Origin of the sequence: Paenibacillus chungangensis, from assembly GCF_042675905.1 — a bacterium.
GTDB classification, from domain to species: domain Bacteria; phylum Bacillota; class Bacilli; order Paenibacillales; family Paenibacillaceae; genus Pristimantibacillus; species Pristimantibacillus chungangensis.
Genome location: NZ_JBHTJZ010000022.1, coordinates 13,972 through 38,603, shown reverse-complemented (window position 1 = coordinate 38,603; position 24,632 = coordinate 13,972). Strand labels below are relative to the sequence as shown.

The following is a 24,632-nucleotide window of genomic DNA, read 5'->3' as shown; positions in this document are numbered from 1 at the left end:
ACGATGGGGAGCGGGAAGAAGACGTTCAAAGGAATGAAAATCATATTGCTGGCGGCCATGTGCAGCGCTAGCCTCCTAACCCAGTCCCCCCATACCAGAGGGGAGTCTGACAAGGAAGTCTATGCATCTGCGGCAAGGGAGGCGGAAGCGGGCAGCTTGGGCAATTATGTCAAGGGCGGCTATGACCATTACTTGCGTCAATACAAGGGTATGCCAAGACCGAATCGGGAGATCATGCTGCAAGGCGAGGACTTCTCCGGTTCGGAAGCGATGCAGCCGCGAATCGTCCCGTATATGGACGGGGCAAGCGGGGGAGTGGTGGAGACAGGCGAGACGGGCTCCATGACTTGGACAGTTGAAGTGAAAGAAGAAGGGCTGTACGGAATCGCGATTCGCTATTTCCCCGTTGCCGGTAAAGGTGCGGATATTGATCGAGAGCTGCTCATTAATGGGAAAACACCCTTCATGGAGAGCCGCAATCTCACCTTCCGCAGAGTATGGGCAAGTGACGGGGAGATGCAGCGGGACGACCGGGGCAACGATATGCATCTCAGTCAGAAGGAAACCCCCATCTGGCAGGAAACGTTCTTGCAGAGCTCCGACGGCAGGCATAATACCCCGTATCTCTTCTACTTCCGTGAAGGTACCAATGTAATATCGCTAGTATCCGCAAGAGAAGGGCTGTTGATCGATTATATTGTGCTGAAGCAATGGGAAGAAGCGGAAGAGTATAGTTCGGTAGCGGCAAGCTATGAAGGGAACGGCTATAAGGACGCATTGGATGTGTTCATCAAAGTGCAGGGGGAAGACGCTGAACTGAAGTCGAGTCAGGTCATCTATCCTATGATGGATCGTAGCAGCCCCGCAACAGAGCCTTACCATATGTCCCAAATCCGGTTAAACACGATTGGCGGCTACAATTGGTCAGAAGCCGGACAATGGCTGACTTGGGAGATCGAAGTTCCGGAAGACGGACTCTATCATATTGGCATCAAATATTTGCAAAGTTTTCAGAGAGGCATGATTTCCTATCGGCGGTTGTATATTGACGGCAAGCTGCCGTTCCGGGAAATGGACAGCCTCGCTTTCCCCTTCTCCAGCAATTGGAGTATGAATCGGCTCGGCGACGAAGACGGTGCCTACAAGTTCTATCTGAGCAAGGGACGGCATGAGATCAAGCTTGAAGTCACGCTTGGCGATATGGCGCTGCTGCTAAGAACGGTGGAGTCCAGCGTGCTGGAGCTGAACCGGCTCTATCGTCGAATTATTATGGTCACGGGTACGGTTCCCGATGAGTACCGCGATTACCAGCTGGATGAGAAAATACCGGAGCTGGTGAACGTGCTGGAAGAGCAGGCGAGCGTGCTGGATTCCGTTATTCAGCAAGTGGAGCTGATCGCCGGCGGTGACAGCGACCGTACGGCTACCTTGAAGCGACTCCTCTATCAGCTTCGAGATATGGCGGAGCATCCCGATACGATCGCTCGCCGGTTAGAGACATTCAAATCGAATACAAGCTCGCTGGGTGATTGGATCTATTCCATCAATTATATGCCGTTGTCGGTGGACTATCTCGTCGTTGCCTCTCCCGATCGCAGCATGCCGGAGGCTCGAGCGACGTTATGGGAGCGGATGAAGCACAGTGCGGGAGCTTTCTTCTTGTCATTCGTCACCGACTTCAATCAATTGTCTGCTGCGAAGGAAGGCGACAAGAAAATTACGCTATGGATGACGCAGGGACTGGATCAGGCCAAGATCGTAAAGCGGTTGATCGATGAATCATTCACGCCGAATACGGGAATTAGCGTGGATATTCAAGTGGTGAACGAGCCGGTGCTGCTTCAAGCGATGCTTGCCGGCCGCGGACCGGATGTTTCATTCGCTCTGCCGGACGACAAGCCGGTCAATTATGCCCTGCGCGGCGGCGTAGAGGATCTGTCGAGGTTCCCGGAATTTCAAGAGGTGAAGTCGCGCTTTCATGAAAGTGCGATCGTGCCTTATGCGTTCAACGGGGGGACGTATGGTCTGCCCGTTCGGCAATCGTTCCCGGTGTTGTTCTACCGGAAAGATATTCTGGAGGAATTGAATCTGCAAGTGCCGGATACCTGGGATGACGTATTCCAGATGATTCCGGAGCTTCAGAAGCAGAACCTGCTGTTCGGCTTCCCGATCCAGATCTTGATCAAGCTGGGCTCCAACGTACAGGACAATGCCACGCTGCCCGTCAATCCTGCCTTCGGCATGATGCTGTTCCAGAACGACGGGGAGCTGTATCGCGACGACGGCATGCGGAGCGCGCTAGATACGGAGATAGCGATCAAGACGTTCATGGAATGGACGGAGCTATATACCACCTATAAGCTTCCGCTAGCGACGGACTTTACGAACCGATTCCGCAGTGGCGAGATGCCGATCGGCATAGATGATTACGAGAGGTTCAACATTATTACCATCGCAGCGCCGGAGTTGAAGGGGTTATGGGATTTCGTACCGGTGCCTGGCACGCGGCAATCCGATGGCACGATCCGAAGGGACGTGCCTTCATCGGGCGCTGCTGCGGTCATGCTAAGTGACAGCAAGCAGAAGGAAGCGTCTTGGGCTTTCCTGGACTGGTGGACTAGCGCCGAGGTTCAAGCTAAGTTCAGTCTGGAGCTGGAAGGTCTGTTCGGACCGGCTGGCCGTAATGCCGCCGCGACGATAGAGGCCGTCGCCCGCATTCCGTGGCAGGTGAAGGACTACAATACGCTGATGGAGCAATGGGAGTGGGCTCGGGGCATACCGGAGGTAGCGGGAGGCTACTTCACGGGGCGGCATCTGGACAACGCATTCCGCAGCGTCGTCATCTCCAATGAAGATCCGCGCGAGGCTATCGACCTTTATACCCGTTATATCAACGATGAAATTATGAAGAAGCGTAAGGAATTCGGCTTGCCGATTGAGTAACGGGGGAAGAAATCTTCGAAGAGGGAGGGGCTCTCAATGGGGAACGAGAATCTTGCCGGTGTCGCTGTAAGAGACAATGAAGTGCCTGCAAGTCGACTCGCCACGTTGCGCAGCAGACTGGTTCTGCTGCGCGGCGAGGTGAAGAGGCAGAGGCAGGGATACATCCTAATGGCTCCATATTTCATCTTGTTTTTCGTATTTACCGCCTTTCCTGTTCTAATGGCGTTCGGACTCAGCTTCACTTATTTCAATGTGCTGGAAGCGCCGGTATGGATCGGATGGGACAATTACGCCAATCTGTTCGTCAAGGATGAAGTGTTCCTGATCGCCTTGAAAAATACGCTGCTGTTCGCAGCGATTACGGGCCCCGTCAGCTATATCGCTTGCTTCTTCCTGGCTTGGCTCATTAATGAGCTGTCTCCGGGCATTCGTGCGGTCGTGACGTTATTGTTCTATGCACCGTCCATATCCGGCAACGCTTATCTGATATGGCAGGTGGCCTTCTCAGGCGATTCCTTCGGCTATGTCAACGCCTTTCTCATGAAGTGGGGGTTCATCTTGGAACCCGTCCAGTGGCTGCAGGACCCCAAGTATATGCTTGCGATCGTCATGCTTGTCCAGCTGTGGCTAAGCCTGGGCACGGCCTTTCTCGCCTTTATAGCGGGGTTGCAGGGGTTGGACGCGACGCTTATCGAGGCTGGAGCGATTGACGGAATCCGCAATCGGTGGCAAGAGTTGTGGTTCATTACGCTGCCCTCGATGCGCCCGATGCTAATGTTCGGAGCCGTTATGCAGATTACTTCTTCCTTTGCAGTAGCGGATGTCGCCACTTCCATGGTGGGTTTTCCGAGCCCACAGTATGCCGGTCATACGATCGTCACCCACTTGAAAGATTTCGGATCCATACGCTTCGAGATGGGCTATGCCAGCGCAATCGCCACCGTGCTATTCGTGATGATGCTGGGCTCCAATCTGATTGTGCAGAAATTGCTGCGGAAGGTGGGCGATTAGGATGAACGTTGTACTTCGGCTGCGCAGAAGGAAGAAGCTGAACCGCTCGTTTAGCATGGATTTCATCTTGTTTCTAATACTGAGCGGCGCGGGGGCCTTTATGGCCATTCCCTTCGTCTTCATGATCAGCACGGCGCTTAAGCCGTTAGACGAGTTGTTTCTGTTCCCGCCGACCTTCTTTGTCCGCTCGCCAACGCTGGACAACTTCTACGATTTGTCGCTCATCTTCTCCAATTCGTGGGTGCCACTGTCCCGCTATGTGTTCAATACGATATTCGTGGCGGTGACGGGGACGGCCGGCCATGTCGTGCTTGCTTCGATGGCGGCCTATCCACTTGCCAAGCTGAGGCTGCCGGGCAATAAGCTGCTGTTCACTGTTGTCGTGCTGTCGCTTATGTTCGCTCCCCAGATTACGGAGATTCCGAACTATTTGACTATCACATGGGTGGGGCTGCTGGACTCTTATGGTGCGCTTATCTTCCCCGCCTTCGCCACGTCGTTGGGGCTGTTCCTGATGAAGCAGTTCATGGAGGGCATTCCGGATGCGGTCATTGAAGCGGCTAAGATCGACGGGGCAAGTGAATACCGGATTTTCTGGACGATTATTATGCCCATGGTCAGACCTGCTTGGCTGACGCTTATCATCTTTTCCTTCAAGGGGTTATGGGGAACGGGCAGCGGCAGTCAGGGAGCGGCCTTCGTATACAGTGAGCAGCTGAAGACGATGGACTATGCGTTCAGCCAGATTCTGTCCGGCGGGTTCATGCGATCTGGGCCACTAGCCGCCGCGGCGCTTATCATGATGCTTGTTCCGGTGACGATCTTCCTCTTCACGCAGAAGAGTGTCATTCAGACGATGTCGTCTTCCGGACTGAAGGAATAGTGAAGAAAGGGGGGAGCCAGGTGGCAGTTATAAAGCGTACGGTAGGTCTCTTGCTGACACTGTGCGGCATCGTCGGCTTCGCCGCGCCGGGCCACGCGCTTCCGGATTATAGCTACAACTATTCGTATTGGGGAGACGCCGAGCCTGCGCCTTATCCTTACCGAGCGGAGAAGCATGTGTACGGCACGGAGCTTGGCATCGGCCACTTCAATACGCCCCAGGATGTATTCGTGGCGACGGATCGTCGCATCTACATTGCCGATTCGGGCAACAATCGCATCGTCTGTCTGGATGAGTACGGCAATCTGATTCGGACGATTGACGGATTTCTTCACAATGGAGAGAACGATAGTTTCAACAAGCCATACGGCGTTTTCGTCGATGACAATAACGATATCTTTATTGCGGATACACATCATAACCGGATTGTGCAGCTTGCGCATGATGGATCACTTATCGGGATATTCGAGTCGCCGGATTCCAGCATTTTGCCGGAGAACTTTCAATACTTTCCGCTCAAGCTTCAGGTCGACAAGGCGAATCGCATGTATGTTGTAGCCCAAGGGGCATACGAGGGCATTATGGAGCTCGATAGCTTCGGCGGCTTCAAGGGCTATGTCGGCACGAACAAGGTTCGCTTCAGCCCTGCTGATCTGCTGTGGAAGCGGCTGTCGACGAAGGAGCAAGCGGAGCAGATGGAGCTGTTCCTCCCGATTGAATTCAGCAATATCGATCTGGATGAGCGCGGATTTATTTATGCCGTCTCCTCAGAAGCCAATTCCAATGCGCCGATCAAGCGCTTCAATCCCAGCGGCGAGGATATTCTGCGCCGTGAGGGCTACTTTCCGCCCATTGGGGATGTTGACGTCATCCACGTCGAGGCGGCTGCCGGCGAAGACGTGGGGCTTATGAATACGGGCAGTTCTCGATTCATTGACGTCGTATCGGATGTCAGCGGTATGTACAGCGGCCTGGATTCTACCCGTAACCGGATCTTCACTTATGACAGGGACGGCAATCTGCTCTATCAGTTGGGAGGGATCGGCACGCAGTGGAACAACTTCCAGAAGCCGGTCGCCATTGAGATGGTCGGCGACCGACTGGCGGTGCTGGACAACGAGATGAACCGGCTGACGCTGTTCGCGCCGACACGATATGGCAGCTATATAAGGGAAGCCGTCAAGTCGCATGATGCGGGACGGGCGGATGATGCGGCGAAGGCATGGAATGAAGTGCTGCAGATGAATGCCAACTTCGACATTGCGTATATCGGTATGGGCAAGGCGCTCTTGAAGCAGGACGAGAATCGACTGGCGATGGCGTACTTTCAGAATGGGAATAATCGCCAATACTATTCCGAGGCGTTCAAGCGGTACCGCAAGGAATATATGTGGAATCACTTCGACACAATCATGACCCTACTCATCACTGGCGCCGTGCTCACGGTCGCAGCCCGCATCTATTGGGTGCGGAGGCGGAAGCACGCTTACTTCGTGGAGACACGCGTAATGCGCGTTCCATTCTACACGCTGTTCCGTCCGTTCAACGGGTTCTGGGAGCTGAAGTACGAGGGGAAGGGACGGTTAACCATTGCCTTGTCTATTGTCCTGGCCCTCGTCGTCACGATGGTGATGAAGCGGCAGTATTCCGGGTTTATTGTCAATTACAATAAGCTGAGCGAATTGAACAGCGTGGATGAGTTGATCTACATTGTGCTTCCGTTCCTGCTATTCTGTGTAGCGAACTGGTCGCTGACGACGCTAATGGACGGCGAGGGGAAATTCCACGAGATCGTCATGGCTGTCGGTTACGCCATGCTTCCGCTTGTGGCGCTCTACTTGCCGCAGATTCTGTTCAGCAATATCATTACGCGCGAGGAAGCCGCCTTCTACTACCTGTTCGAGACGATCGCGGTGATCTGGTTCCTGTGGCTGCTGTTCGTCGGCATGATGACGGTTCACCAATATTCCATTATGAAGACGATCACCACGCTGCTGCTGACCGTTGTCGTGATGCTGTTCATCGTATTCATAGGCATTCTGTGCTTCAGTCTGCTGCAGCAGATGATTGCGTTCGTCATATCCCTGTTTACCGAAATATCGGCTAGAGCTTAGGAGGTGCTGACATGAGAGGAAGGAAGAAGCGCTTGTACATCATGGCGGCTTGTCTCGCTAGCGTATGCCTGGGAGGTACGGCGCTGCTGAGCGGCGCCGCGGACAACGGCGGCGTGCCGGCCGTATCCGAGCATGTCGGGCAGAAGGTCGAATATATCGCCGGGCAGAAGCCGGGAGCCGGACAGGATGCAGCACCGGTCGCCGCAGTTGCTCAGCAAGTGCTGTTGGCTAATGCGGCTTCCGCAGCATCCCCCATTCCTCCCGGCTTTCAGGCGGCGGCAGAGAATGAGCATTTGCTGCTGCTGTTCCATCCCGGGACGACGGAGGTCGTCGTCCGGGAGAAGGCTACCGGACGGGATTGGGCGACGAATCCGTTGGACCGCGACAAGGACGATATCGCCACGGCAGTGAACAGGACGGATCTGGACTCGCAGCTCATCGTGTCCTATTACAACGACCGAGGGCATTTGTCTTATATGAACAACGCTGTCGAGAGTGTGCAGAAGAACCAGTTCGAGGTCGTTCAGGAAGAAGGAATTCTTACGATCATCTATGAGATAGGCAGCTCCGAGAAGGGGTTGAGCGCGATTCCGAAGGTGGTGTCCAAGGAGCGGTTCGAAGAGCGGATTCTGGGCCGAATTCAGGACGAGCAAGCGAGGAATCGGCTGCGTACCCGCTTCTTCTTCAATGAAGAGAAGGAGCAGTATGAGCGGAAGGACATGCAGGACTACATCGTGAAGGATGTGGTCGCGTTGCTGGAAAGCATCGGCTACACGGCGGAAGAAGCGAAGCAGGATAACGCTGCCGCCGCTGATGATCCGGAGCGCGAGGAACTTGCTCCCCGCTTCACCATTCCGATCCGTTACGAATTGCGCGGCAGCAGTCTGTTCGTTGCCGTCGATACGAAAGCTGTGACAGATACGGAAGCATTCCCGCTCCATCAGATTCAACTGCTGCCGTTCTTCGCAGCTGCGGGCATGGAGGAGGAGGGATATATGCTTGTACCGGACGGCTCCGGTGCGCTAATCGGCTTGAACGACACGAACAAGGGAGCGCGTGCGTATGAGGTGCCTCTATACGGAAGGGATAGCACTACGAAGCAGGATGAAGGTGCCGTGCTTCAGATTGTCGCCGTCTCCAGATTGCCTGTCTTCGGCATGAAGAGGGGCGAGCATGCGATGCTCGCGATCATCGGGCAAGGCGACGCTCAAGCGGTGATTACAGCGGACACGAGCGGCAAGCTGAATAGCTACAATCGGATCGGCGCATCGTTCAGGGTAAGGGAGATGGAGCCGGTGGAGTTCCGTGCAGGATCCATGACGAGGCGCGTGCCGAAGTTCTCCGAGCTATACGATGACGGTATTGGTATCTCCTACCGCTTCTTGACGGGGAAGGATGCCAATTATGTCGGCATGGCGGCTGCTTACCGTCAGGAGCTGATCGATCGCTTCCAGCTAGAGCGTGTGCAGGGGGGGACGGATATGCCGTTCGTGCTAGAGTTGATCGGAGCGGTGTCGGTGCGTGATACATTCCTGGGCATTCCTTACGATGCGGTGGAGCCGATGACGACATATACAGAGGCCATAGATATTCTGGATCAGCTGCAGCGTGCAGGGGTGTACAATATTCAACTGAAGTATGCCGGATGGTTCAACGAAGGATACCGCCATACACTGCCGAGAGCGATCAGGCTGGATTCCGAGCTGGGGGGGAGATCGGGCTTCCGACGGCTGCTGGAATATGCGGAGGACCGCCATGTGGCGTTATATCCCGACGTGGCATTTCTGCGCGTGTATGACAGGGGGGACGGCTTCCGACCGTCGCGGGATGCGACCCGCTTCCTGAACCGGAAGGCGATACGCAGCTTCGTCCGGGATCCCGTTACAACGAATCCCGAAGGCAGGGAGCATTATCTGCTGTCTCCTCGCAAGCTGCCGGGAGTGGTGAACGACTTCCTGAAGGATTACGCCTCCTACGGAAGCAACGGCCTGTCACTGCGCGATCTGGGCCATGATCTGTATAGCGAAGTGGACGCGGGGGGCGCGACGACGGATCGCCAGGATGCCATGACGGCAGTGGCTGACAGCATGAAGCGGATTGCGGGAGAAGTGAACGGTGTGATGGTGGATGGGGGCAATGCTTATGCCATCCCTTATGCGGATACGATCGTGAACGCACCGCTCTCCAGCAGCAAGTTCAATATAGCGTATGAAGAGGTGCCATTCTATTCCATCGTGCTGCATGGTTACGTTGATCTGGCCGGTATGCCTCTTAATCACGGGTATGATCAAGATGCCCGCAGTGCGCTGCTGCAGACGCTGGAGACGGGATCGCTCCTCTATTATCAATGGATGCACGACAATCCCTCCGCGATTCGCGATACGAAGCTGAATGCGATGTACGCCTCCGATTACTCTCATTGGCTAGACGAAGCTGTTCAGTTGTACGAGGAGAGCAATCGCATCCTGAAGCAGGTGCGTCATCAGACGATTGCGGATCATCGGAAGCTGGCCGAGAATGTCTATATGACAACTTACGAGGAAGGGTTATCGATCGTAGTGAATTACAATGAAGCCCCTGTCAGTGTAGAAGGCATGACGATAGCGGGCAAGGACTATCGAGTGATAGGCGGTGATGGACCATGAAGCTGGGCAATTTGCCTCTAAGACATAAGAAGGCCGCTTTGGGTCTACTCTTCGTAACACCTTGGTTTCTTGGGTTTATTTTCCTGTTCCTCGTGCCGCTTATACAATCGTTTATTTACAGCATGAACGACTTGAAGCTGGGTAAGAATGGCTTCGACACTGACTTTCAAGGCTTCGGCTTCTACAGGGAGCTGTTCCTGTCTCACCCCACCTTCAATCGAACGCTGGTAGAAGCCATATCTGACATCGTCATTAATGTGCCGTCGATCACGATATTCAGTTTGTTCGTCGCCACCTTAATCAATCAGAAGTTTCGCGGCCGTGTCTTTGCAAGATCGATCTTCTTCCTACCCGTCCTGCTGGCCGCTCCGGTATTGTCTCTGGAGAGCAGTAGCGAGATGACTGCAATTGCATCTACAGTAACGGGCGTTTCGGATGAAGGCGGCTTCGCCTTCACCAGCTTTGAGCTGCAGAGGCTGTTGCTGGAATCGGGAGTATCAAGCATCATTGTGGATTATATTACAGGCTCGGTGGATCGGATTTATGAGGTGATCAGCTCGTCCGGCGTGCAAATTCTCATTTTCCTGGCTGCGCTGCAATCCATCTCCCCTTCTCTGTACGAAGCCGCCAAGATTGAAGGGACGACCGGGTACGAAGCCTTCTGGAAAATTACGCTGCCGATGATCAGTCCCATTCTGTTGACGAATGTCGTGTATACAGTTGTAGACGCCTATAGCCGCAATGAGCTTAGCGAGATGATCAGGGACACGGCTTTTCAAAGCTTGAATTTCAGTCTCAGCGCGGCTATGGCATGGGTATACTTCTTGGTCGTCACGGTTATTCTCGTTGTCACGACCTCGCTCATATCCCGCAAAATATTCTACTACGATTAAGGAGGGAAGCCGCCTATGAAGCCGGCAATGACTTCGCGCGCGGAAGGCTTGATCATTAGGGGCAAGAGGCTTTATCCACTTCAATGGATGAAGCATTGGAGCTGGGTTGCGCTGCGCACGATATTGATCGTCGGATTTTGCTTCGTCATCTTGTATCCGCTCTTTTTCAAGTTCTCGGTCTCCTTCAAGGATCGTATGGACGTATATGATACGTCGGTATTATGGATACCGAAACATTTTACGTTGGAGACGTTACGAATCGCCTATCAGGCACTGGATTATCCCAAGACGGCCTTGCATTCCATCACGATCGCTGGCATGACGACGTTGCTGCAAGTGTTCTCCTGCGCGCTGGCTGCTTTCGCATTCGCCAGACTGAAGTTCAAGGGAAGCAGCTTCTTGTTCGGCTGCGTCGTCTTCACGATTATCGTACCGGTCCAGACCATTATGATTACCACTTATTTGAATTACCGCTACTTCGACATATTCGGACTGATTAGTCTGTTTACGGGGGAGAAGGGGGTCAATCTGCTGGATAGCTACTGGCCTTTTATCCTGCAATCCATTACGGGAATGGGCATTAAGAGCGGATTGTTCATTTTCATATTCCGACAGTTCTTCAGAGGTATTCCAACCGAGCTGGAGGAAGCATCCTACATCGACGGGTGCTCGGTATTCCGTTCCTTCTACCGGATCATGCTGCCGAATGCTGTACCGGCGATCGTTACAGTTATTCTGTTCTCCTTCGTCTGGCAGTGGAATGACAGCTACTTCGTCTCGTTGTTCCTTACCTCTACAGATGTGCTTTCCACGAAGCTTCCGGTCATGTGGGCCTCGTTCTCACTGAACGATCCGCTGTATGCCTATCTGGTCAAAAATGCGGGCGAACTGCTGTTCATCGTACCGATCATCTTGCTCTATATGTTCGCGCAGCGCTACTTCGTAGAAAGTGTGGAACGCAGCGGTCTGATCGGCTGAGGCTGTCCGATAATCAGACCCATCTCCGGTATAGGAACGGGATAGGATGGAAGGGATACTCCGCCGTCGGGACGTGCTGCGGCCGGTGATGATGGCCATACTCGACATCGTGGCCGACGGCCACCCCGCCGACAGGCGCATAGTCGGAAAGCCCGACCTCTTCTTGCCGATAAGAAGCAGGCTGCTCTTGCCGCTGCATGCAACCTTCCGGCGGACCGATGGTGACAGTCGATTGCAACGGCGCGAGTACTTCCTTCAGTGCGTTTTCATTCAGACCATACGTATGCGCCAGCACGTCTGGCGGCGTCAGGCGCAAGATGTCGGAGCCGTTCATGATTTCAAGGACGGGGGCGTCGAAAATGGCCAGCATATGCGTATGCGCGCTTTCCGCAATAATATAATGCCACCAGCCTTGCGGAATATTGACGACGGAGCCGGGATGCACTCTGAAGGTAAGCAACTGCTTGGTGAAGGGGTTGATCAGCGATACCGTGGCTGTTCCGATAATGCCATATACCAGCTCTGAAGCGTTCTGATGGTAATGCGGCTCGATCACATTGCCCGCCGTCATGTAGATATCCAGCAAAGACGCATTACCCACCGAGTTCAGCTCGTTGACGGAGACACCGGTGAAATAATTATGGCTATCCTTCTGAAATACGGGATTGTTGGCCATGTGATAAGCGTACTGAATAGACGGCGAAGCATCATTCAAGGGCGCCATGCTCATAGGGACCTCCTGCCTTTCCATGAAATAAGGTCAGGATAATATATGATTGAGCCCATGGGGATGTGCCTAGGAGAGGGGGAGCGCAATGACGATGCGCGTTCCCTCTCCTTCGCTTGAAGCGATATCCGCCACGCAATCCTCCCCGTATGCTAGAAAAAGCCTTCTAATCACGTTCCTCAGTCCCGAAAACCTAATCTTGGTAGCGTCGATTGTCTCGGAATAGGCAGGTGAACGGATAAACCGTTGCAACTCCTGGAGCGTCTCTTCTTCCATGCCTTCTCCGTTATCGCTCACCTCCAGCACTAATTGCGAATTCGCTATCTTTGCACATACGTGAATCGTACCGCCCTCCAGACTGGGCTCCAGACCGTGTTCATAGGCGTTCTCAATCAGTGGCTGCAGTGTCAGCCGGATGATCGTCGCTCGCTCACATGCCGGGTCAATGTCCCAAATGACAGAGATCCGATGACCGTGCCGCAGCTGCTGCAGCGCGACATAGGACTGCGCCTGCTGTATTTCCTCCCGCAATGAGACTAGCTTCTGGCCAGTGGATACGGAGTAGCGCAGCATGCGGGACAGATGCTTGATCGCTTGGTTGATGGAAGAGACACCTTGCTCCTCAGCCATGCTGTCGATAGAGGAGAGCGTATTGTACAGGAAGTGCGGGTTAATCTGTGCTTGCAGCTGGGACAGCTCCGCATCCCGCTGGCGGATTTCCGCTTCCTGATATCGGATGAGCGCTTCCTTCTGCGCGAGCTGTGTCGTAAGCAGATCCTGCTGCAGCCGCTTCAACCGCCGCACCGTCTCGTTGTACTGCACGGTGACCGTTTGCAGCTCTACGATACGCGGCACTTCCACTTGGGTAGACATATTGCCGGCGCCTAGCCGCTTGATGGAATGATTCAGCCGATGAAGAGGCCCCAGCAGTGATCGATTGAGGCGTGCGATAACAATAACGCCTAGCAGCAGCGTTGCGCAGGCGACTCCTGCGAACAGATTGCGCACGGCATATGCACCCGCCATTAATTGATCGTACGGCGCTATGCCGATCATCTGCCAGCCGGTCACTTCGGAGGTGACGATCGTGGACAGCGACTTACGTCCCTCTACGTCGCCGATGATATGGCCTTCGTTCATGGCCAGCAGCGGCTCGTCGAAGAATAAGCTCGCCGCTTCTCCGATCTTGTCTCGATTGGGATGATAGATGATTCTTCCCTCCTCGTCGACGACGGCGTAATAGCCGTTCTCGCTAGGCTCGGTTGCTTCAATCAGCCGATAGATTTCATCAGCATTGATATCATATCGAATGACGCCCCGCCACTTCAGCTCTGGCGTCAGCAGCAGCGAGCGGTTCAAGGAGAAGACAAGCGAGCCTCCGCTGTAATCCTGCTTGGCCGGTCCGCTAACCCAGGCTCTTCGCCGGTGCTCGCTATCCTTGAAGTAAGGTTGCTCCTGGAACGGATAGCCGCGCCTAACGAAGCTCTTCGTCAGCTCATGGTAGACGCCTCCGCTTGTTGTCAGCAGGAAGATGCCTTCGCTGCCGGTTCTGGCGCTGAACAGATTCGTCATATACCGACTTAAGGCGTAGATGAGCCCTGTCTCGTTCCTCCATTCCTCCGGCGGCAGATCGCTGAGCCGCTGCACATTGCCCTGAAGCCATAAGGTAACAAGCATGTTGTCCAATTGCGTGAAGTAGTCGTCGGTCTGCTGCTCCAGCTTGGTTAAGATTTGATGTTGATATTGCTCGGTCGACTTCTTCAAGTCTCCGGTATAGGCGTAGTAGCCGATAATTCCGATAATGAACAGCGGCACCGCAACTAATATTATATTCGTAATGAATATGCGTCTGGATAAGGATGGTTGATACAAGCGGGCCGCACTCCTTCATGTCTTAGGCTGTCGTTGCCAATCATCATAACGAATGTGAGCGGTAGCGGTCAAATGTGATACACTACGTTCATTACAGCATAGAGCAGGAGTGTTCGCATGATTTATGTCAGTGTCATTGAAGATGAGACTTTATTTCGCAACAGCTTGACGAGAAGAATCAATCGCCATCCCGAATTCGAAGTGGTCTGGGAGGCAGCCAGCGGCATTGAAGCCATTGAACAACTGTCAAGCAGCCAGGTCGATGTGGTTTTTTCCGATATCAAGATGCCCGGAATGGACGGAATCAAGCTGCTGGAGCAGATACGCAAAGATTTCGGCGATTTATGTATTGTATTTATTTCCGGATTTCCGGAATTTGAATATGCGCGCAATGCGCTTCGACTTGGCGCATTCGATTACTTGACGAAGCCATTGGAGGAAGAGGAGCTAAGCGCCGTACTGGAGAGGCTGCGCACCAATGTATCCGAGAGGCGTCAGCACGATGCGCACAGCGCCTCCTCCATCCAAGGCGACAGCGTGAGTTGGCTTCATCATGTGAAGCAATGGATGGCGGTTCACATCCGCGAAGCTTCGCTGGAAGAGGCTGCAGAACGTGTGAACATGAATGCGGCTGCCTTCAGCCGGAAGTTCTCGGCCGCCAATGGCAGTACCTATATTAAGCATCTGACGGATCTGCGTATGGAACGGGCTGTGGTTCTGCTGGCGGATCCTACCCACAAGATCGCATTTATTGCCGAGCAAGTGGGTTATTTCGATTCCCGTTATTTCACGCAAGTGTTCAAAAAATACTATCAGGAAACCCCACAGGAATACCGAAAGAGATTGGAAGCAAAAAAAACATACTAAAATGCAAAAAGCCCCTACATTACGAATCTGCTGAAATAGCGATAGAATGAAAGCGTGTTCAACTAACAGAGAGGATGGGTCAACAAAATGAAGAAAACGTTAGCATTCGGGTTGACGGCAGTAATGGCGCTTTCCTTGCTTGCGGGATGCGGCAAAGGAAACAATACAGGGGGCTCGATTGAAGGCGCTTTAAATGAAGGAAGTTCGAAGGAGCCCGTCAAGCTGAGTATGTGGATCAGAACCCCAGAGACGTTCGACTTCTACAAGTCTATTGCAGAGCAATTTAATAAGGAGAATACGGACGGCATCACCGTAGAGGTGACGCAATATCCCATCGACCAGTATATGTCGGCTATTCAAGCGGCCATCTCCGGGCGGAGCATGCCTGACATGTTCCAGGTCCATCCCAATCTGTCCTTGACGCAAATGAAGGAGCTTGAGGTGGTGCAGCCTATTCCGTTCGAGCCGGCGTTCGCCGATCGCTTCGACGAAGGCACATGGGTAGAGGGCTCCACAATCATCGGAGACGACATCTACGTATGGCCTGACAGCTCATTCAAGTCCACTGCCGCGGTTATGTTCTACAACAAGGATATTCTGGAGCAGGCAGGACTTGATCCGGAGAAGCCCCCGGTCACGTGGGACGAACTGATTCAGCAGTCCAAGCAGATCAAGGATGCTGTCGATGGGAACACGTTCCCGCTGACGACTGGCTTCAAGGGCGCCTGGTTCGTGGAGCAGCTGATCTCGCATTTGGCGACGACTGTAGAAGGCGGCGGCATCTCCATGCCGGGCATTGAAGATAAGAACTTCTTGTGGGACAAGGGCGTCATGGTTACGCCTGAGCCGATGGTGCAAGCGGTACAGTTCATGAAGTCGATGAAGGATGAAGATTTGCTCGACCCCAACGTGATGATTTCCGGGCTGCCCGATGCGCTCGCTACGTTCGGAGACGGCCGAGCCGCATTCTTCATGGACGGGCAATGGCATCTGAGATCGCTCATTCAAGACTTCCCTGATCTGAATCTGGGTGTGGCGATGCTGCCTTCGCAATCCGGCAAGCTGCCGTACTTCGGCACATTCGGCGGCGCTTCGAACGGCGTTGCAATCGCAAGCACGACGAAGCATGCCGAGGAAGCGACACAATGGCTGACCTACTTAACCGACAAGTTCTATACGATGATTCTGGAGCAGCATATCGGCCTGTCCCCAATCTCCGAGCTGAATGAGACGGCAGACATTCATCCGAAATTCAAGCAGTTGATCGATATTAACAATGCCACGATCAAAATTCAGCCCAACGCAGCGGTTATCGATCCCATTGAAGCGAAGGTGATGACGGAGTTCCTGGGCAAGAAGACGAGATTGCCTGTCGGCAACACGGTGCAAGCTTACCTCGCAGGCGGCGAATTGAATTTGGAGAAGTACTTCAATGATTACGCGGCCGAACAAGCTGCATTCTTCGAAGAGGCGCTTGGAAGCGTGAAGGGCGCAAGTAAGGATCGCTGGATATTCAAGGATTGGAAGATGGAAGAGGACTACACAGCAGACAAGTATTAATGCGGAAATGCAGTACTCATGCGCCTATCCCCTGACCGGTGGATAGGCGCATCATTATAGAGGGAGAGGTGGAAATGATGTCCAAGGCTGTCACAATTGGCGCAGGAAGCATAAGCAAGCGGGCAATGAAGCGGCGTATGTGGGCCTATATATTTATATTGCCGCAACTGATTATGTTTGCGGTATTTACGTTGTATCCGATCATGATGAGCTATATTTATTCCTTATACGATTGGAGCGGCATCGGTCCGATGAACAAGTTCGTCGGCTTGCAGAATTTGAAGGAGGTAGCCCAAGACCCCTTGTTCTGGAATGCCTTCAAAAACAGCTTTCTCTACATGATCGGCACAGTCGGCATCATGCTGCCTACCGCACTTGTTATGGCCATCATACTGAACAATGCGAAGATGAAGGGACGAACGTTCTACCGGACGCTCTACTTCTTGCCAGTCGTCACGACGACAGCAGTCGTAGGCGCTGTTATGCGTAACGTATTCGCCAACCATAACGGTCTGGTGAACGGCATGCTGATGAAATTCGGCTTGATCGGCGATCCGATCCGTTGGCTGGAGAACGGCGACCTTGCGATGTGGGCGCTTATATTCGTCGGGAGCTGGAAGCTGTTCGGCATGAAGATGGTGTATTGGCTGGCCGGGCTTCAGTCCATCCCGAACGAATTGTATGAAGCGGTTAAGATCGATGGAGCCAACGAATGGCAAGCCTTCCGCCATGTGACGATTCCGTTGCTTATGCCGATCGGCGCAGTGATTCTGCTCCTGTCCGTCGTCAATTCCCTCCACGTCTTCGATCTGGTCAAGGTCATGACCGAAGGCGGACCGGGCTTCGAGACGGAAGTGGTGGATCTATACATTTACCGTTACGCATTCTCAGGCACAAGCGCTGGGATGCCGGAGGTCGGGTACGCATCTGCGGCGGGCATTTTCTTCGGCATGGTCATATTCGTCATTTCCATTACGTTAGGCTGGATTGTGAAGCGATCCAATGATCGGAGGGCATAAGAGATGACATCATCAATTGGACGCAAGATAACGCATATCGTATTAGTACTGCTGGGCATCATCTGGATTTATCCGTTCGTATGGATGGTTTCTTCGTCGCTGAAGTCCAATACGGAGTACTTCCGCAACGGACTGTCCATTATTCCGGAGAAGCTGGATCTCAGCAATTACACCCGAGCTTGGGAAGTGGCGAACTTCTCCCAATACTTTCAGAACTCCGTCGTGCTGACGGTCAGCACCGTGTCTATCGTCGTTGTGCTGTGCGCCATGACCGGCTATGCGCTCGGGCGCGTCGATTTCTGGGGCAAGAAGCTGTTCATGCTTGCTATTACGGCTACGCTGGTCATTCCGAAGGGCTTTACGATTATTCCGCTATATCAGATTATTCTGGAGTTGGGCCTCATTAACACGATGCCGGGCGTTATATTGGCGGAATCCGGCGGTGCGCATGTGTTGTTCATTCTTCTGTTCACCGCACATTTCTCAGGATTGCCGAAGGATCTGGAGGAATCGGCGGAGATGGACGGAGCCGGCTTCTTCCGTACGTTCGTCTCGGTCATGCTGCCGCTGTCCAAGCCGATTATGGCTACAACTATCGTCATGCAATTTATGTGGACGTGGAATTCCTTCCTGACGCCGCTTGTATTCACCTTGAATAATCCGGAGCTGCGTACGCTCAGCGTCGGCATTTCCTCGTTCGTCGGTCAGTATTCCTCCGACAATACAGGACTAGCAGCCGCGGCCACGATCTCCGTCATCCCGATTATTGCGGTGTTTATTGCGCTTCAGAAGTATTTTGTGGAAGGCGTAGCTGGCGCGATTAAAGGATAGTCGTTCACTGGGAAAGGGGAGGAGATCAAGCGATGAACAACAAGAAGAAACCGAACATTCTGCTCATTACGAGCGATCAGCAGCATTGGGATACAATCGGCGCTTTCAATAGCGAGATTAAGACGCCTAATCTGGACAGGCTGGTGCGCGAGGGAACGACATTCACTAGAGCCTATTGTCCGAATCCAACCTGTACGCCGTCCCGATCATCCATCATCACGGGATTGTATCCCAGCCAGCATGGCGCATTCTCGATCGGCTCCAAGCTGTCTGAGGAATGCAAGACGGTCGGCGATCATCTGCAGGAGGCGGGCTATCGCACTTCGTTGGTTGGCAAGGCTCACTTCCAGCCGCTAAAGTCCACGGAGGAGGTCACTTCTCTGGAAGCCTACCCGCTTCTGCAGGATTTGCCGTTCTGGAAGGAATTTCACGGGCCGTTCTACGGATTCGATCATGTGGAGCTGGCGCGCAATCATACAAATGAAGCCCATGTCGGACAGCATTATGCATTATGGATGGAAGAGAAGGGCTGCGCCAACTGGCGCGACTACTTCCTCGCCCCGACCGGCACGATGGCGCCTGACGAGAAGTATACATGGGCTATACCGGAGGAATATCATTATAACTCATGGATTGCGGAGCGCTGCAATGCGCTCTTGGAAGGGTATAAAGAGAATGATGAGAGCTTCATGATGTGGGCGAGCTTCTTCGATCCTCACCATCCGTATCTTGTGCCTCAGCCGTGGGATACGATGTACGATCCCGACAAGCTGACGCTGCCTGCTGTCGCGGAAGGTGAGCATGATGCCAATCCGCCGCACTTCCGCTTGACGCAGGAGGAGAATCCCGACTTCTCGTCTTACAAGGAGACGGAATTTGGTTCAGTTGGCTATCATTCCCATATTGGCATCGGCGAGCAGGAAGCCCGCCGCAATATGGCCGTCTACTTCGGGATGGTTAGTATGATGGACAAGTATATCGGCTCTATCCTGGACAAGCTGGACGAATTAGGGCTGGCGGACAATACGATCGTGGTATTCACGACAGATCACGGACACTTCTATGGGCAGCACGGACTGCATGACAAGGGCGGCTTCCACTATGAGGACGTACTAAAGCTGCCGTTCATCGTCCGTTATCCAGGCGGCGTGGCTGCCGGGAAGACGCAGGCTGCGATGCAGTCTCTTGTAGACCTGTCGCCGACCTTCCTAGACTTCGCAGGACTGGGAGTGCCGCGCGCAATGTCCGGCGTCAGTCAGCGGGGAGTATGGGAAGGGAAGTCGAGTGCAGCGAGAGACCATATTATATGCGAATACCGAATGCAGCCGACGAAGGTGCATCAGAAGACATATGTGGACAAGCGATACAAAATAACAGTGTATTACGGGCAAACGTACGGCGAAATATTCGATCTTCAGGAAGATCCGGGCGAGCTTCGCAATCTATGGGATGTACCGGGGGCGCAGCCGCTCAAGATGGAGCTGCTCATGAAGTACATCTGGGCAGAGCTTGGCAAGGAGCCACTGCCCATTCCGAGAGTGGCGGGGGCGTAGTTGCCTTCGCTCGCCATCGGTGCACCAAGAGTGGACACAGAAAACCCGTATATATGCGCGGAGTGGGAATTCGCAGGCCTGCCGGGCTGGCTGCTCGGCTTAAAGATGGCGCTTCGCTGCAGCGATCCGCGATACTTGGCCAAGGTGGACGCGTATTATGATGAGCTTATACCGAGGTTGGTAGCGCTGCTGTGCAGATCCTACAGTTACAAGCTATGATTACGACGCGCCGCTGACAGAATGGTGCGACATTACGCCGAAGTACGAAGCTGTGCGGGAGGTGATGGTGAAGCACTTCGGCGTCATCGCCGCCGAACTGCCGGCTCCGATAGCGAAGACGGCTTACGGCGAGTTGCGCATGACCGAGCGTGCCGATCTGCTTACTGATCGGGTGGCTTTTCACCTCGCAATATGTGACTGGTAATCCTATAGCACTTACGAACCTTAACGCAGCCTCATCGCTGCCGCAACGCTTCATTCACCTCGGCGATGGCGTCGTTCAAGCCCAACTTACGGTACTGCTCCAAGTAGCTGTGCCATAGCTGCAGCGGATCGCCGTCGCCAATCGTCACCTTGATCAAATCTTCCAGCGGATTGATGAGTGTGCTGATCTTATCTTTGGCTGGCGTGGACAGCGAATTGATCTTATGGTAAGCGGGTGTTGCTACCGCATGCTTGAACTGCCATTCCATCTCGGCCAGGCTCTTCCGTATATTATTCTCGCCGAGATTCATTTTGTTGGATTCGTTCAGCCGAAAGTACGTTTCCTTCCCCCATGAAGCCAATGAACGGAGAATGGGCACGGAAGGATAAGTATCGTGCAACGGCATAGGCCTATTCGTCGCTTCGTCGATCGGGCGGGTGATGACGATGCGATCGCCGTCCATCTCATAATCGATGCCCTCCAGGCCGTAGCTCGTCAGCCGTTGTCCTTCCGGTGACAGCAAGTAATCATAGAGCTTGAGGATGCGGTTCATCTTCTCGTCGCTTAATCGGGCGTTGAAGAAGCTCTCCGACCAATACGTCTGCGCAACATAGTAATGGCGCTTCCCCTCCTCGTCGGGCCATAGATGAAGGATGTCCACTGCGTCATGGAAGTTCGTATCCGTCTGATATTGATTCCATCTGTCCTCCAGTTCTCGCAGGCTATTCGGAGTGGCGCGGTAGACGAGCGCGCCGGCGAGCCCCTGGGCGAACTTGGTTACCGCATCGTCTTCCTTCATATAATAAAAATTCTGATCCAGTGCGCCTTCCCTGTATAGTTGTCGTAGCTGGATCACCACATCGTCCATCTTGCGCGAGGCGTAGAACGGAATCCATTGCGCATCCTCAAGCACCCACTGTCCCGCCGCGAATTGGGGAAATGTCGGGCTCAGCGCCCATGACAGAAAGCCCATGCCGGCAGCCGTCAAGCCGACCGTGTCGTGGTTCGCATCGCTGGATCTTCGGTTGCTGAAGGTGATCAGCATGTTGGAAAACTCATGAAAACTGCGGATCTCCCGAATTAAGGCGTCTTTCATCCAGTCCCTGCGGACAAATACGACTCTCTCCAACATCCATAGTCTATTCGTTGGATAGCCGATTCTGGGAAGCATGTACAGCTTGTTGTTCTTCTTAAGCAGACGGATATCGGGGATTTGGGCAATGTTGTCCACGTGAGGATATGGCGTCAGATCCTCCGGCAACGGCCGGATTAGTCCGTGCTTGATCCATTCGTCGTAGATGCCAGGGGAATCGCTGGCGATGGAGTGTGCGAATACATCCGGCAGCTTGTTCGACGTCGCCCACATGAGCAACTTCTGATTATAGTCGGACATTGTAATTTGAACGGGATCAATCGTTATGTTGAACTTCTGCTCCACATGTTGCAAGACGTCATCCTTCGGTTCGAATGCGTTCCCAATATCCCAAAAAGCGATAGAGACGTCCATATGTTCTCTTAGGGATTGATGAGAAGCCCCGCTATCGGGTAAGGTCGCGCGGTCGCGCTGGAGCGTCAATACGGCGACGGCGAGCACCACAGCAATTACAACAACAAAGACAAGCCTGGAACGCGGCATACATGAACCTCCCTTGCAATGGCGTTATAACACTTTGGACAGCTTCCGATACTCTGTTGCAGATATGCCTTCATGACGCCGGAACAGTCGGCTGAAGTAGTGGATGCCGGAGTACCCCACTTGCTCGCCGATCCGCTCGATGGACATATCCGTCTCTCTTAGCAGTCTTCTAGCTTCGCGATGGCGGATCGTATGGATGAATTCATTGGGAGGAAGTCCCGCAATTTCCTTGAATAACTTGGCCGTATGATCAATGCTCAGCTTCATCTGATCGGCAATCATTTTGTTGGACCACGGCGTGGAAGGGTGCTGCTCGATCTGCTCGATAATCTCCTTCAGCTTCTGAGCATGTTGGGACGAATAAGAGCGAGCTCGCGATACCGGCAAGCGCAGCAGATGAGTGAGGATGTTCAACATAATCGCTTTGCAGGCCAGCTCGTAGCCTAACGGACGCATCGTGAATTCATGGACTAGCTGATCCATCAATTGAACACAATCCAGCGTCGGCGTGTAGACGGGCTGATGAGAGAGTGGCGGGAAGCTGTCGCATACCGCTTCCGTAGCGAATCGCTCCCACTCTACTTCATCTCCATCAGAGATGATATCGGATTCACGTTGAATATCCAGCTCGTCGAAGAAGTCGAAGTGAATGCCGAGGAAGCGCGCATCGGGTTCTGTCAACACCTCATTCCGATGCCACACTCCGGATGGCAGGAAGATGAGCTGGCCCGTTGTCAGCTTATATTCTTTGCCTTGCATTATCGTTACTGCTTCCCCCTGGCATACATAAAGCAGCTCGAAGTCATAAATCCTCCGTTCGGCAAGCGGGCCCTTGGGCATTCTTTGATACTGGGCATAATGAATACTGGGCGACCAATCCCGGAATGGCGCTTGCCGTTGTTTTGGAAATTGCAGATCCGTTTCGATCATGTCGGCCTATAGCTCCCTCTTCCAATCTTTTCATAACTATACAACTGAATTGTGCAAATAATATCTTATCTCGCTAAAGAAAATCATACCGTACAAAGGGTAATATAAAACTATTATCGCTTACTTTTGCGCTCTTATCAATAATGACGGAATACGTTAAAAAGATTATGCCGAAAGAAGGAGGCGATAGTCATAGCAAGCGAGTCAAGCAACGGATATCGCTGCAAACCTGCCAGTTATCTGTCTCGCGATGGCGAGAGAGACAGGGTTGTAGATTGGAGCGTCTGCGACGCCATCATCCTGACAGATACGGTAACGGGCGCAGCGACCAAGGAATGGACGGAGGTCAAGGCCTGCTGGAGTCCGGAGTGGTTATATGTAACCTTTCTGTGCCAGGACCGCCACGTCGTCTCGGATTATACGCAGCGGGACGAGCCCCTCTATGAGCAGGACGTCGTGGAAGTATTCATCGACGAAGAGGGAGACGGCAAGCGTTATATGGAGTTCCAGATCAGTCCTCATAACGTAATCTTCGATGCGAGGGTGGAGAATTCGGGAGCGAATTCCGTCGCCAAGCTGGACTTAGAATGGAATTGCGATGGCTTGCGCACGACGGTGGAGCGAGAGTCCGATGATCTGTTGCGTTATGTGATCTGCTTCCCGGCATCTGCCTTCAAGGATGGGCTGAAGCAAGGCGCCCGCTGGAAGTTGAACTTCTACCGGATCGACGAAGATGCCGAAGGCAACCGGGAATATCAAGCTTGGCGTCCTACAGGTGCAGTGAATTATCATGTGCCATCCAGCTTTGGAACATTCGAACTGATATCATGATAATGCCCACGCGGCATACGAATTACACATTATTCAGGAGGCGATAATGATGAAGAAAGGCATTAACATTTGGTCATTCAGAGAAGGTAAGACGATCCAGCAGTGCATCGAGCTGGCTGAGAAGGCCGGCTTCGAAGGGATTGAGCTGTCCCTGAACGCATCGGGCGAGCTGGGACTGGATGCGACGGACAAGGAGATCAATGCTGTTCGCGCCATGATTGACGAATCCGGCATTGCCCTTACTTCACTTGCAACTGGTCTTTACTGGGATTATCCAATGACAAGCGATGACGCGACAACACGGGCGAAGGCTGTCGACGTGTGCAAGAAGCAAATTGAGGTCGCGCAAGGGCTGGGCGTAGATGCGATTCTTGTCATACCAGGCGCAGTAGGCGTTGATTTCATTCCTGGCGCTGCTGTCATTGATTACGAGCGCGCATATGATCGCGCCCTGGAAGCGATCGGAAGCCTGGTTCCGCATGCCGAGAGTGCCGGCGTATCCATCGCGATCGAGAATGTCTGGAACAAGTTCCTGCTGTCGCCGCTGGAGATGCGTTCGTTCATTGACGCTCATCAGTCAGACCGCGTAGGTGCGTACTTCGACGTAGGCAATGTCCTGTACTCCGGCTACCCTGAGCATTGGGTTCGCATTCTTGGCGAGCGCATCAAGCGTGTGCACTTCAAAGACTATCGCCGCGAGGCGGGCGGGCTGCACGGCTTCGTCGATCTGCTGGCAGGCGACGTGGATTACCCGGCAGTTGTAGCGGCGCTCAAGGAGATCGGTTATGACAACTATGTAACGGCTGAGATGATTCCATCTTACAAAACGTATACAGATCAAATCATTTATAACACTTCCGGTGCGATGGATGCTATCCTCGGCCGCACGGAGCGCTAAGACGACCATTGCTGTCA

The 24,632-nt window shown here is 53.4% G+C and carries 19 protein-coding genes and 1 pseudogene; 16 read left to right on the top strand and 4 right to left on the bottom strand.

All coding sequences use genetic code 11. The features are described from left to right. The first annotated feature begins 3 nt into the window (after positions 1-3). Genes ACFQ2I_RS14285 through ACFQ2I_RS14255 form a run of 7 tightly spaced genes read left to right on the top strand, consistent with a single transcriptional unit; the run spans position 4 to position 11,467 of the window. Positions 4-2,943, top strand: coding sequence for an extracellular solute-binding protein (locus tag ACFQ2I_RS14285; RefSeq protein ID WP_377565111.1), 2,940 nt, complete (start codon positions 4-6; stop codon positions 2,941-2,943). Positions 2,944-2,979: 36 nt separating this feature from the next. Further along, complete coding sequence (locus tag ACFQ2I_RS14280; protein ID WP_377565109.1) at positions 2,980-3,954, top strand: carbohydrate ABC transporter permease; 975 nt, start codon at positions 2,980-2,982, stop codon at positions 3,952-3,954. A 1-nt stretch (position 3,955) separates the two neighbouring features. Continuing rightward, on the top strand, positions 3,956-4,837 hold the full coding sequence (locus ACFQ2I_RS14275) for a carbohydrate ABC transporter permease (protein ID WP_377565107.1): 882 nt from the start codon (positions 3,956-3,958) through the stop codon (positions 4,835-4,837). A gap of 20 nt (positions 4,838-4,857) precedes the next feature. Beyond that, complete coding sequence (locus tag ACFQ2I_RS14270) at positions 4,858-6,951, top strand: YIP1 family protein (protein ID WP_377565105.1); 2,094 nt, start codon at positions 4,858-4,860, stop codon at positions 6,949-6,951. A gap of 11 nt (positions 6,952-6,962) precedes the next feature. Further along, a complete protein-coding gene (locus ACFQ2I_RS14265; protein ID WP_377565103.1) occupies positions 6,963-9,596 on the top strand; it encodes a DUF5696 domain-containing protein in 2,634 nt (877 codons plus the stop codon). After that, the gene (locus tag ACFQ2I_RS14260; RefSeq protein WP_377565101.1) at positions 9,593-10,489 is read left to right on the top strand and encodes a carbohydrate ABC transporter permease; all 897 of its coding nucleotides are present in this window, start codon (positions 9,593-9,595) and stop codon (positions 10,487-10,489) included. The genes ACFQ2I_RS14265 and ACFQ2I_RS14260 overlap by 4 nt, the downstream gene beginning before the upstream one ends. A gap of 15 nt (positions 10,490-10,504) precedes the next feature. Then, entirely contained in the window at positions 10,505-11,467 is a 963-nt protein-coding gene (locus ACFQ2I_RS14255; protein WP_377565099.1) for a carbohydrate ABC transporter permease, read from the top strand. 13 nt (positions 11,468-11,480) lie between these two features. On the opposite strand, the gene ACFQ2I_RS14250 is transcribed toward ACFQ2I_RS14255, so the two are convergent. Both ACFQ2I_RS14250 and ACFQ2I_RS14245 read right to left on the bottom strand, forming a co-directional pair. Continuing rightward, positions 11,481-12,191: a cupin domain-containing protein gene (locus tag ACFQ2I_RS14250; protein ID WP_377565097.1), complete on the bottom strand. Its 711-nt coding sequence runs from the start codon at positions 12,189-12,191 to the stop codon at positions 11,481-11,483. Positions 12,192-12,263: 72 nt separating this feature from the next. Further along, the gene (locus ACFQ2I_RS14245) at positions 12,264-14,066 is read right to left on the bottom strand and encodes a cache domain-containing sensor histidine kinase (RefSeq protein WP_377565095.1); all 1,803 of its coding nucleotides are present in this window, start codon (positions 14,064-14,066) and stop codon (positions 12,264-12,266) included. A gap of 117 nt (positions 14,067-14,183) precedes the next feature. Here ACFQ2I_RS14245 and ACFQ2I_RS14240 point away from each other — a divergent pair, with 117 nt between their 5' ends. The 7 genes and pseudogenes from ACFQ2I_RS14240 to ACFQ2I_RS23865 all read left to right on the top strand — a co-directional run bounded on the left by ACFQ2I_RS14240 (position 14,184) and on the right by ACFQ2I_RS23865 (position 20,320). Next, the gene (locus ACFQ2I_RS14240) at positions 14,184-14,933 is read left to right on the top strand and encodes a response regulator transcription factor (RefSeq protein WP_377565093.1); all 750 of its coding nucleotides are present in this window, start codon (positions 14,184-14,186) and stop codon (positions 14,931-14,933) included. An 87-nt stretch (positions 14,934-15,020) separates the two neighbouring features. Then, positions 15,021-16,493 carry an ABC transporter substrate-binding protein gene (locus tag ACFQ2I_RS14235; RefSeq protein WP_377565091.1) on the top strand — a complete coding sequence of 491 codons (1,473 nt, stop codon included), beginning with the start codon at positions 15,021-15,023 and terminating at the stop codon, positions 16,491-16,493. Positions 16,494-16,567: 74 nt separating this feature from the next. Continuing rightward, a complete protein-coding gene (locus ACFQ2I_RS14230) occupies positions 16,568-17,512 on the top strand; it encodes a carbohydrate ABC transporter permease (RefSeq protein ID WP_377565089.1) in 945 nt (314 codons plus the stop codon). A gap of 3 nt (positions 17,513-17,515) precedes the next feature. After that, a complete protein-coding gene (locus tag ACFQ2I_RS14225) occupies positions 17,516-18,343 on the top strand; it encodes a carbohydrate ABC transporter permease (protein ID WP_377565087.1) in 828 nt (275 codons plus the stop codon). Positions 18,344-18,375: 32 nt separating this feature from the next. After that, positions 18,376-19,896 (top strand): sulfatase family protein, encoded by a 1,521-nt coding sequence (locus ACFQ2I_RS14220; RefSeq protein WP_377565085.1) that lies wholly within the window; start codon positions 18,376-18,378, stop codon positions 19,894-19,896. A gap of 42 nt (positions 19,897-19,938) precedes the next feature. After that, a pseudogene (locus ACFQ2I_RS23870) lies at positions 19,939-20,088 on the top strand (beta-galactosidase); the annotation flags it as partial. Positions 20,089-20,182: 94 nt separating this feature from the next. Next, a complete protein-coding gene (locus ACFQ2I_RS23865; protein ID WP_449290080.1) occupies positions 20,183-20,320 on the top strand; it encodes a hypothetical protein in 138 nt (45 codons plus the stop codon). A gap of 31 nt (positions 20,321-20,351) precedes the next feature. On the opposite strand, the gene ACFQ2I_RS14210 is transcribed toward ACFQ2I_RS23865, so the two are convergent. Both ACFQ2I_RS14210 and ACFQ2I_RS14205 read right to left on the bottom strand, forming a co-directional pair. After that, the gene (locus tag ACFQ2I_RS14210; RefSeq protein WP_377565083.1) at positions 20,352-21,956 is read right to left on the bottom strand and encodes an extracellular solute-binding protein; all 1,605 of its coding nucleotides are present in this window, start codon (positions 21,954-21,956) and stop codon (positions 20,352-20,354) included. 24 nt (positions 21,957-21,980) lie between these two features. Further along, on the bottom strand, positions 21,981-22,886 hold the full coding sequence (locus ACFQ2I_RS14205; protein WP_377565081.1) for a helix-turn-helix transcriptional regulator: 906 nt from the start codon (positions 22,884-22,886) through the stop codon (positions 21,981-21,983). A gap of 186 nt (positions 22,887-23,072) precedes the next feature. Between ACFQ2I_RS14205 and ACFQ2I_RS14200 the strand changes: the two genes are divergently transcribed. Together ACFQ2I_RS14200 and ACFQ2I_RS14195 are read left to right on the top strand one after the other, a co-directional pair. Next, complete coding sequence (locus ACFQ2I_RS14200) at positions 23,073-23,717, top strand: carbohydrate-binding family 9-like protein (protein ID WP_377565215.1); 645 nt, start codon at positions 23,073-23,075, stop codon at positions 23,715-23,717. Positions 23,718-23,766: 49 nt separating this feature from the next. Next, entirely contained in the window at positions 23,767-24,615 is an 849-nt protein-coding gene (locus ACFQ2I_RS14195) for a sugar phosphate isomerase/epimerase family protein (protein ID WP_377565079.1), read from the top strand. Positions 24,616-24,632: the final 17 nt, after the last annotated feature.

Coding starts and splice junctions, on each gene's coding strand:
- ACFQ2I_RS14285 (WP_377565111.1), top strand. CDS start 4: ATGGGGAGCGGGAAGAAGACGTTCAAAGGAATGAAAATCATATTGCTG.
- ACFQ2I_RS14280 (WP_377565109.1), top strand. CDS start 2,980: ATGGGGAACGAGAATCTTGCCGGTGTCGCTGTAAGAGACAATGAAGTG.
- ACFQ2I_RS14275 (WP_377565107.1), top strand. CDS start 3,956: ATGAACGTTGTACTTCGGCTGCGCAGAAGGAAGAAGCTGAACCGCTCG.
- ACFQ2I_RS14265 (WP_377565103.1), top strand. CDS start 6,963: ATGAGAGGAAGGAAGAAGCGCTTGTACATCATGGCGGCTTGTCTCGCT.
- ACFQ2I_RS14260 (WP_377565101.1), top strand. CDS start 9,593: ATGAAGCTGGGCAATTTGCCTCTAAGACATAAGAAGGCCGCTTTGGGT.
- ACFQ2I_RS14255 (WP_377565099.1), top strand. CDS start 10,505: ATGAAGCCGGCAATGACTTCGCGCGCGGAAGGCTTGATCATTAGGGGC.
- ACFQ2I_RS14250 (WP_377565097.1), bottom strand. CDS start 12,191: ATGGCGCCCTTGAATGATGCTTCGCCGTCTATTCAGTACGCTTATCAC.
- ACFQ2I_RS14240 (WP_377565093.1), top strand. CDS start 14,184: ATGATTTATGTCAGTGTCATTGAAGATGAGACTTTATTTCGCAACAGC.
- ACFQ2I_RS14235 (WP_377565091.1), top strand. CDS start 15,021: ATGAAGAAAACGTTAGCATTCGGGTTGACGGCAGTAATGGCGCTTTCC.
- ACFQ2I_RS14230 (WP_377565089.1), top strand. CDS start 16,568: ATGATGTCCAAGGCTGTCACAATTGGCGCAGGAAGCATAAGCAAGCGG.
- ACFQ2I_RS14225 (WP_377565087.1), top strand. CDS start 17,516: ATGACATCATCAATTGGACGCAAGATAACGCATATCGTATTAGTACTG.
- ACFQ2I_RS14220 (WP_377565085.1), top strand. CDS start 18,376: ATGAACAACAAGAAGAAACCGAACATTCTGCTCATTACGAGCGATCAG.
- ACFQ2I_RS14210 (WP_377565083.1), bottom strand. CDS start 21,956: ATGCCGCGTTCCAGGCTTGTCTTTGTTGTTGTAATTGCTGTGGTGCTC.
- ACFQ2I_RS14205 (WP_377565081.1), bottom strand. CDS start 22,886: ATGATCGAAACGGATCTGCAATTTCCAAAACAACGGCAAGCGCCATTC.
- ACFQ2I_RS14195 (WP_377565079.1), top strand. CDS start 23,767: ATGAAGAAAGGCATTAACATTTGGTCATTCAGAGAAGGTAAGACGATC.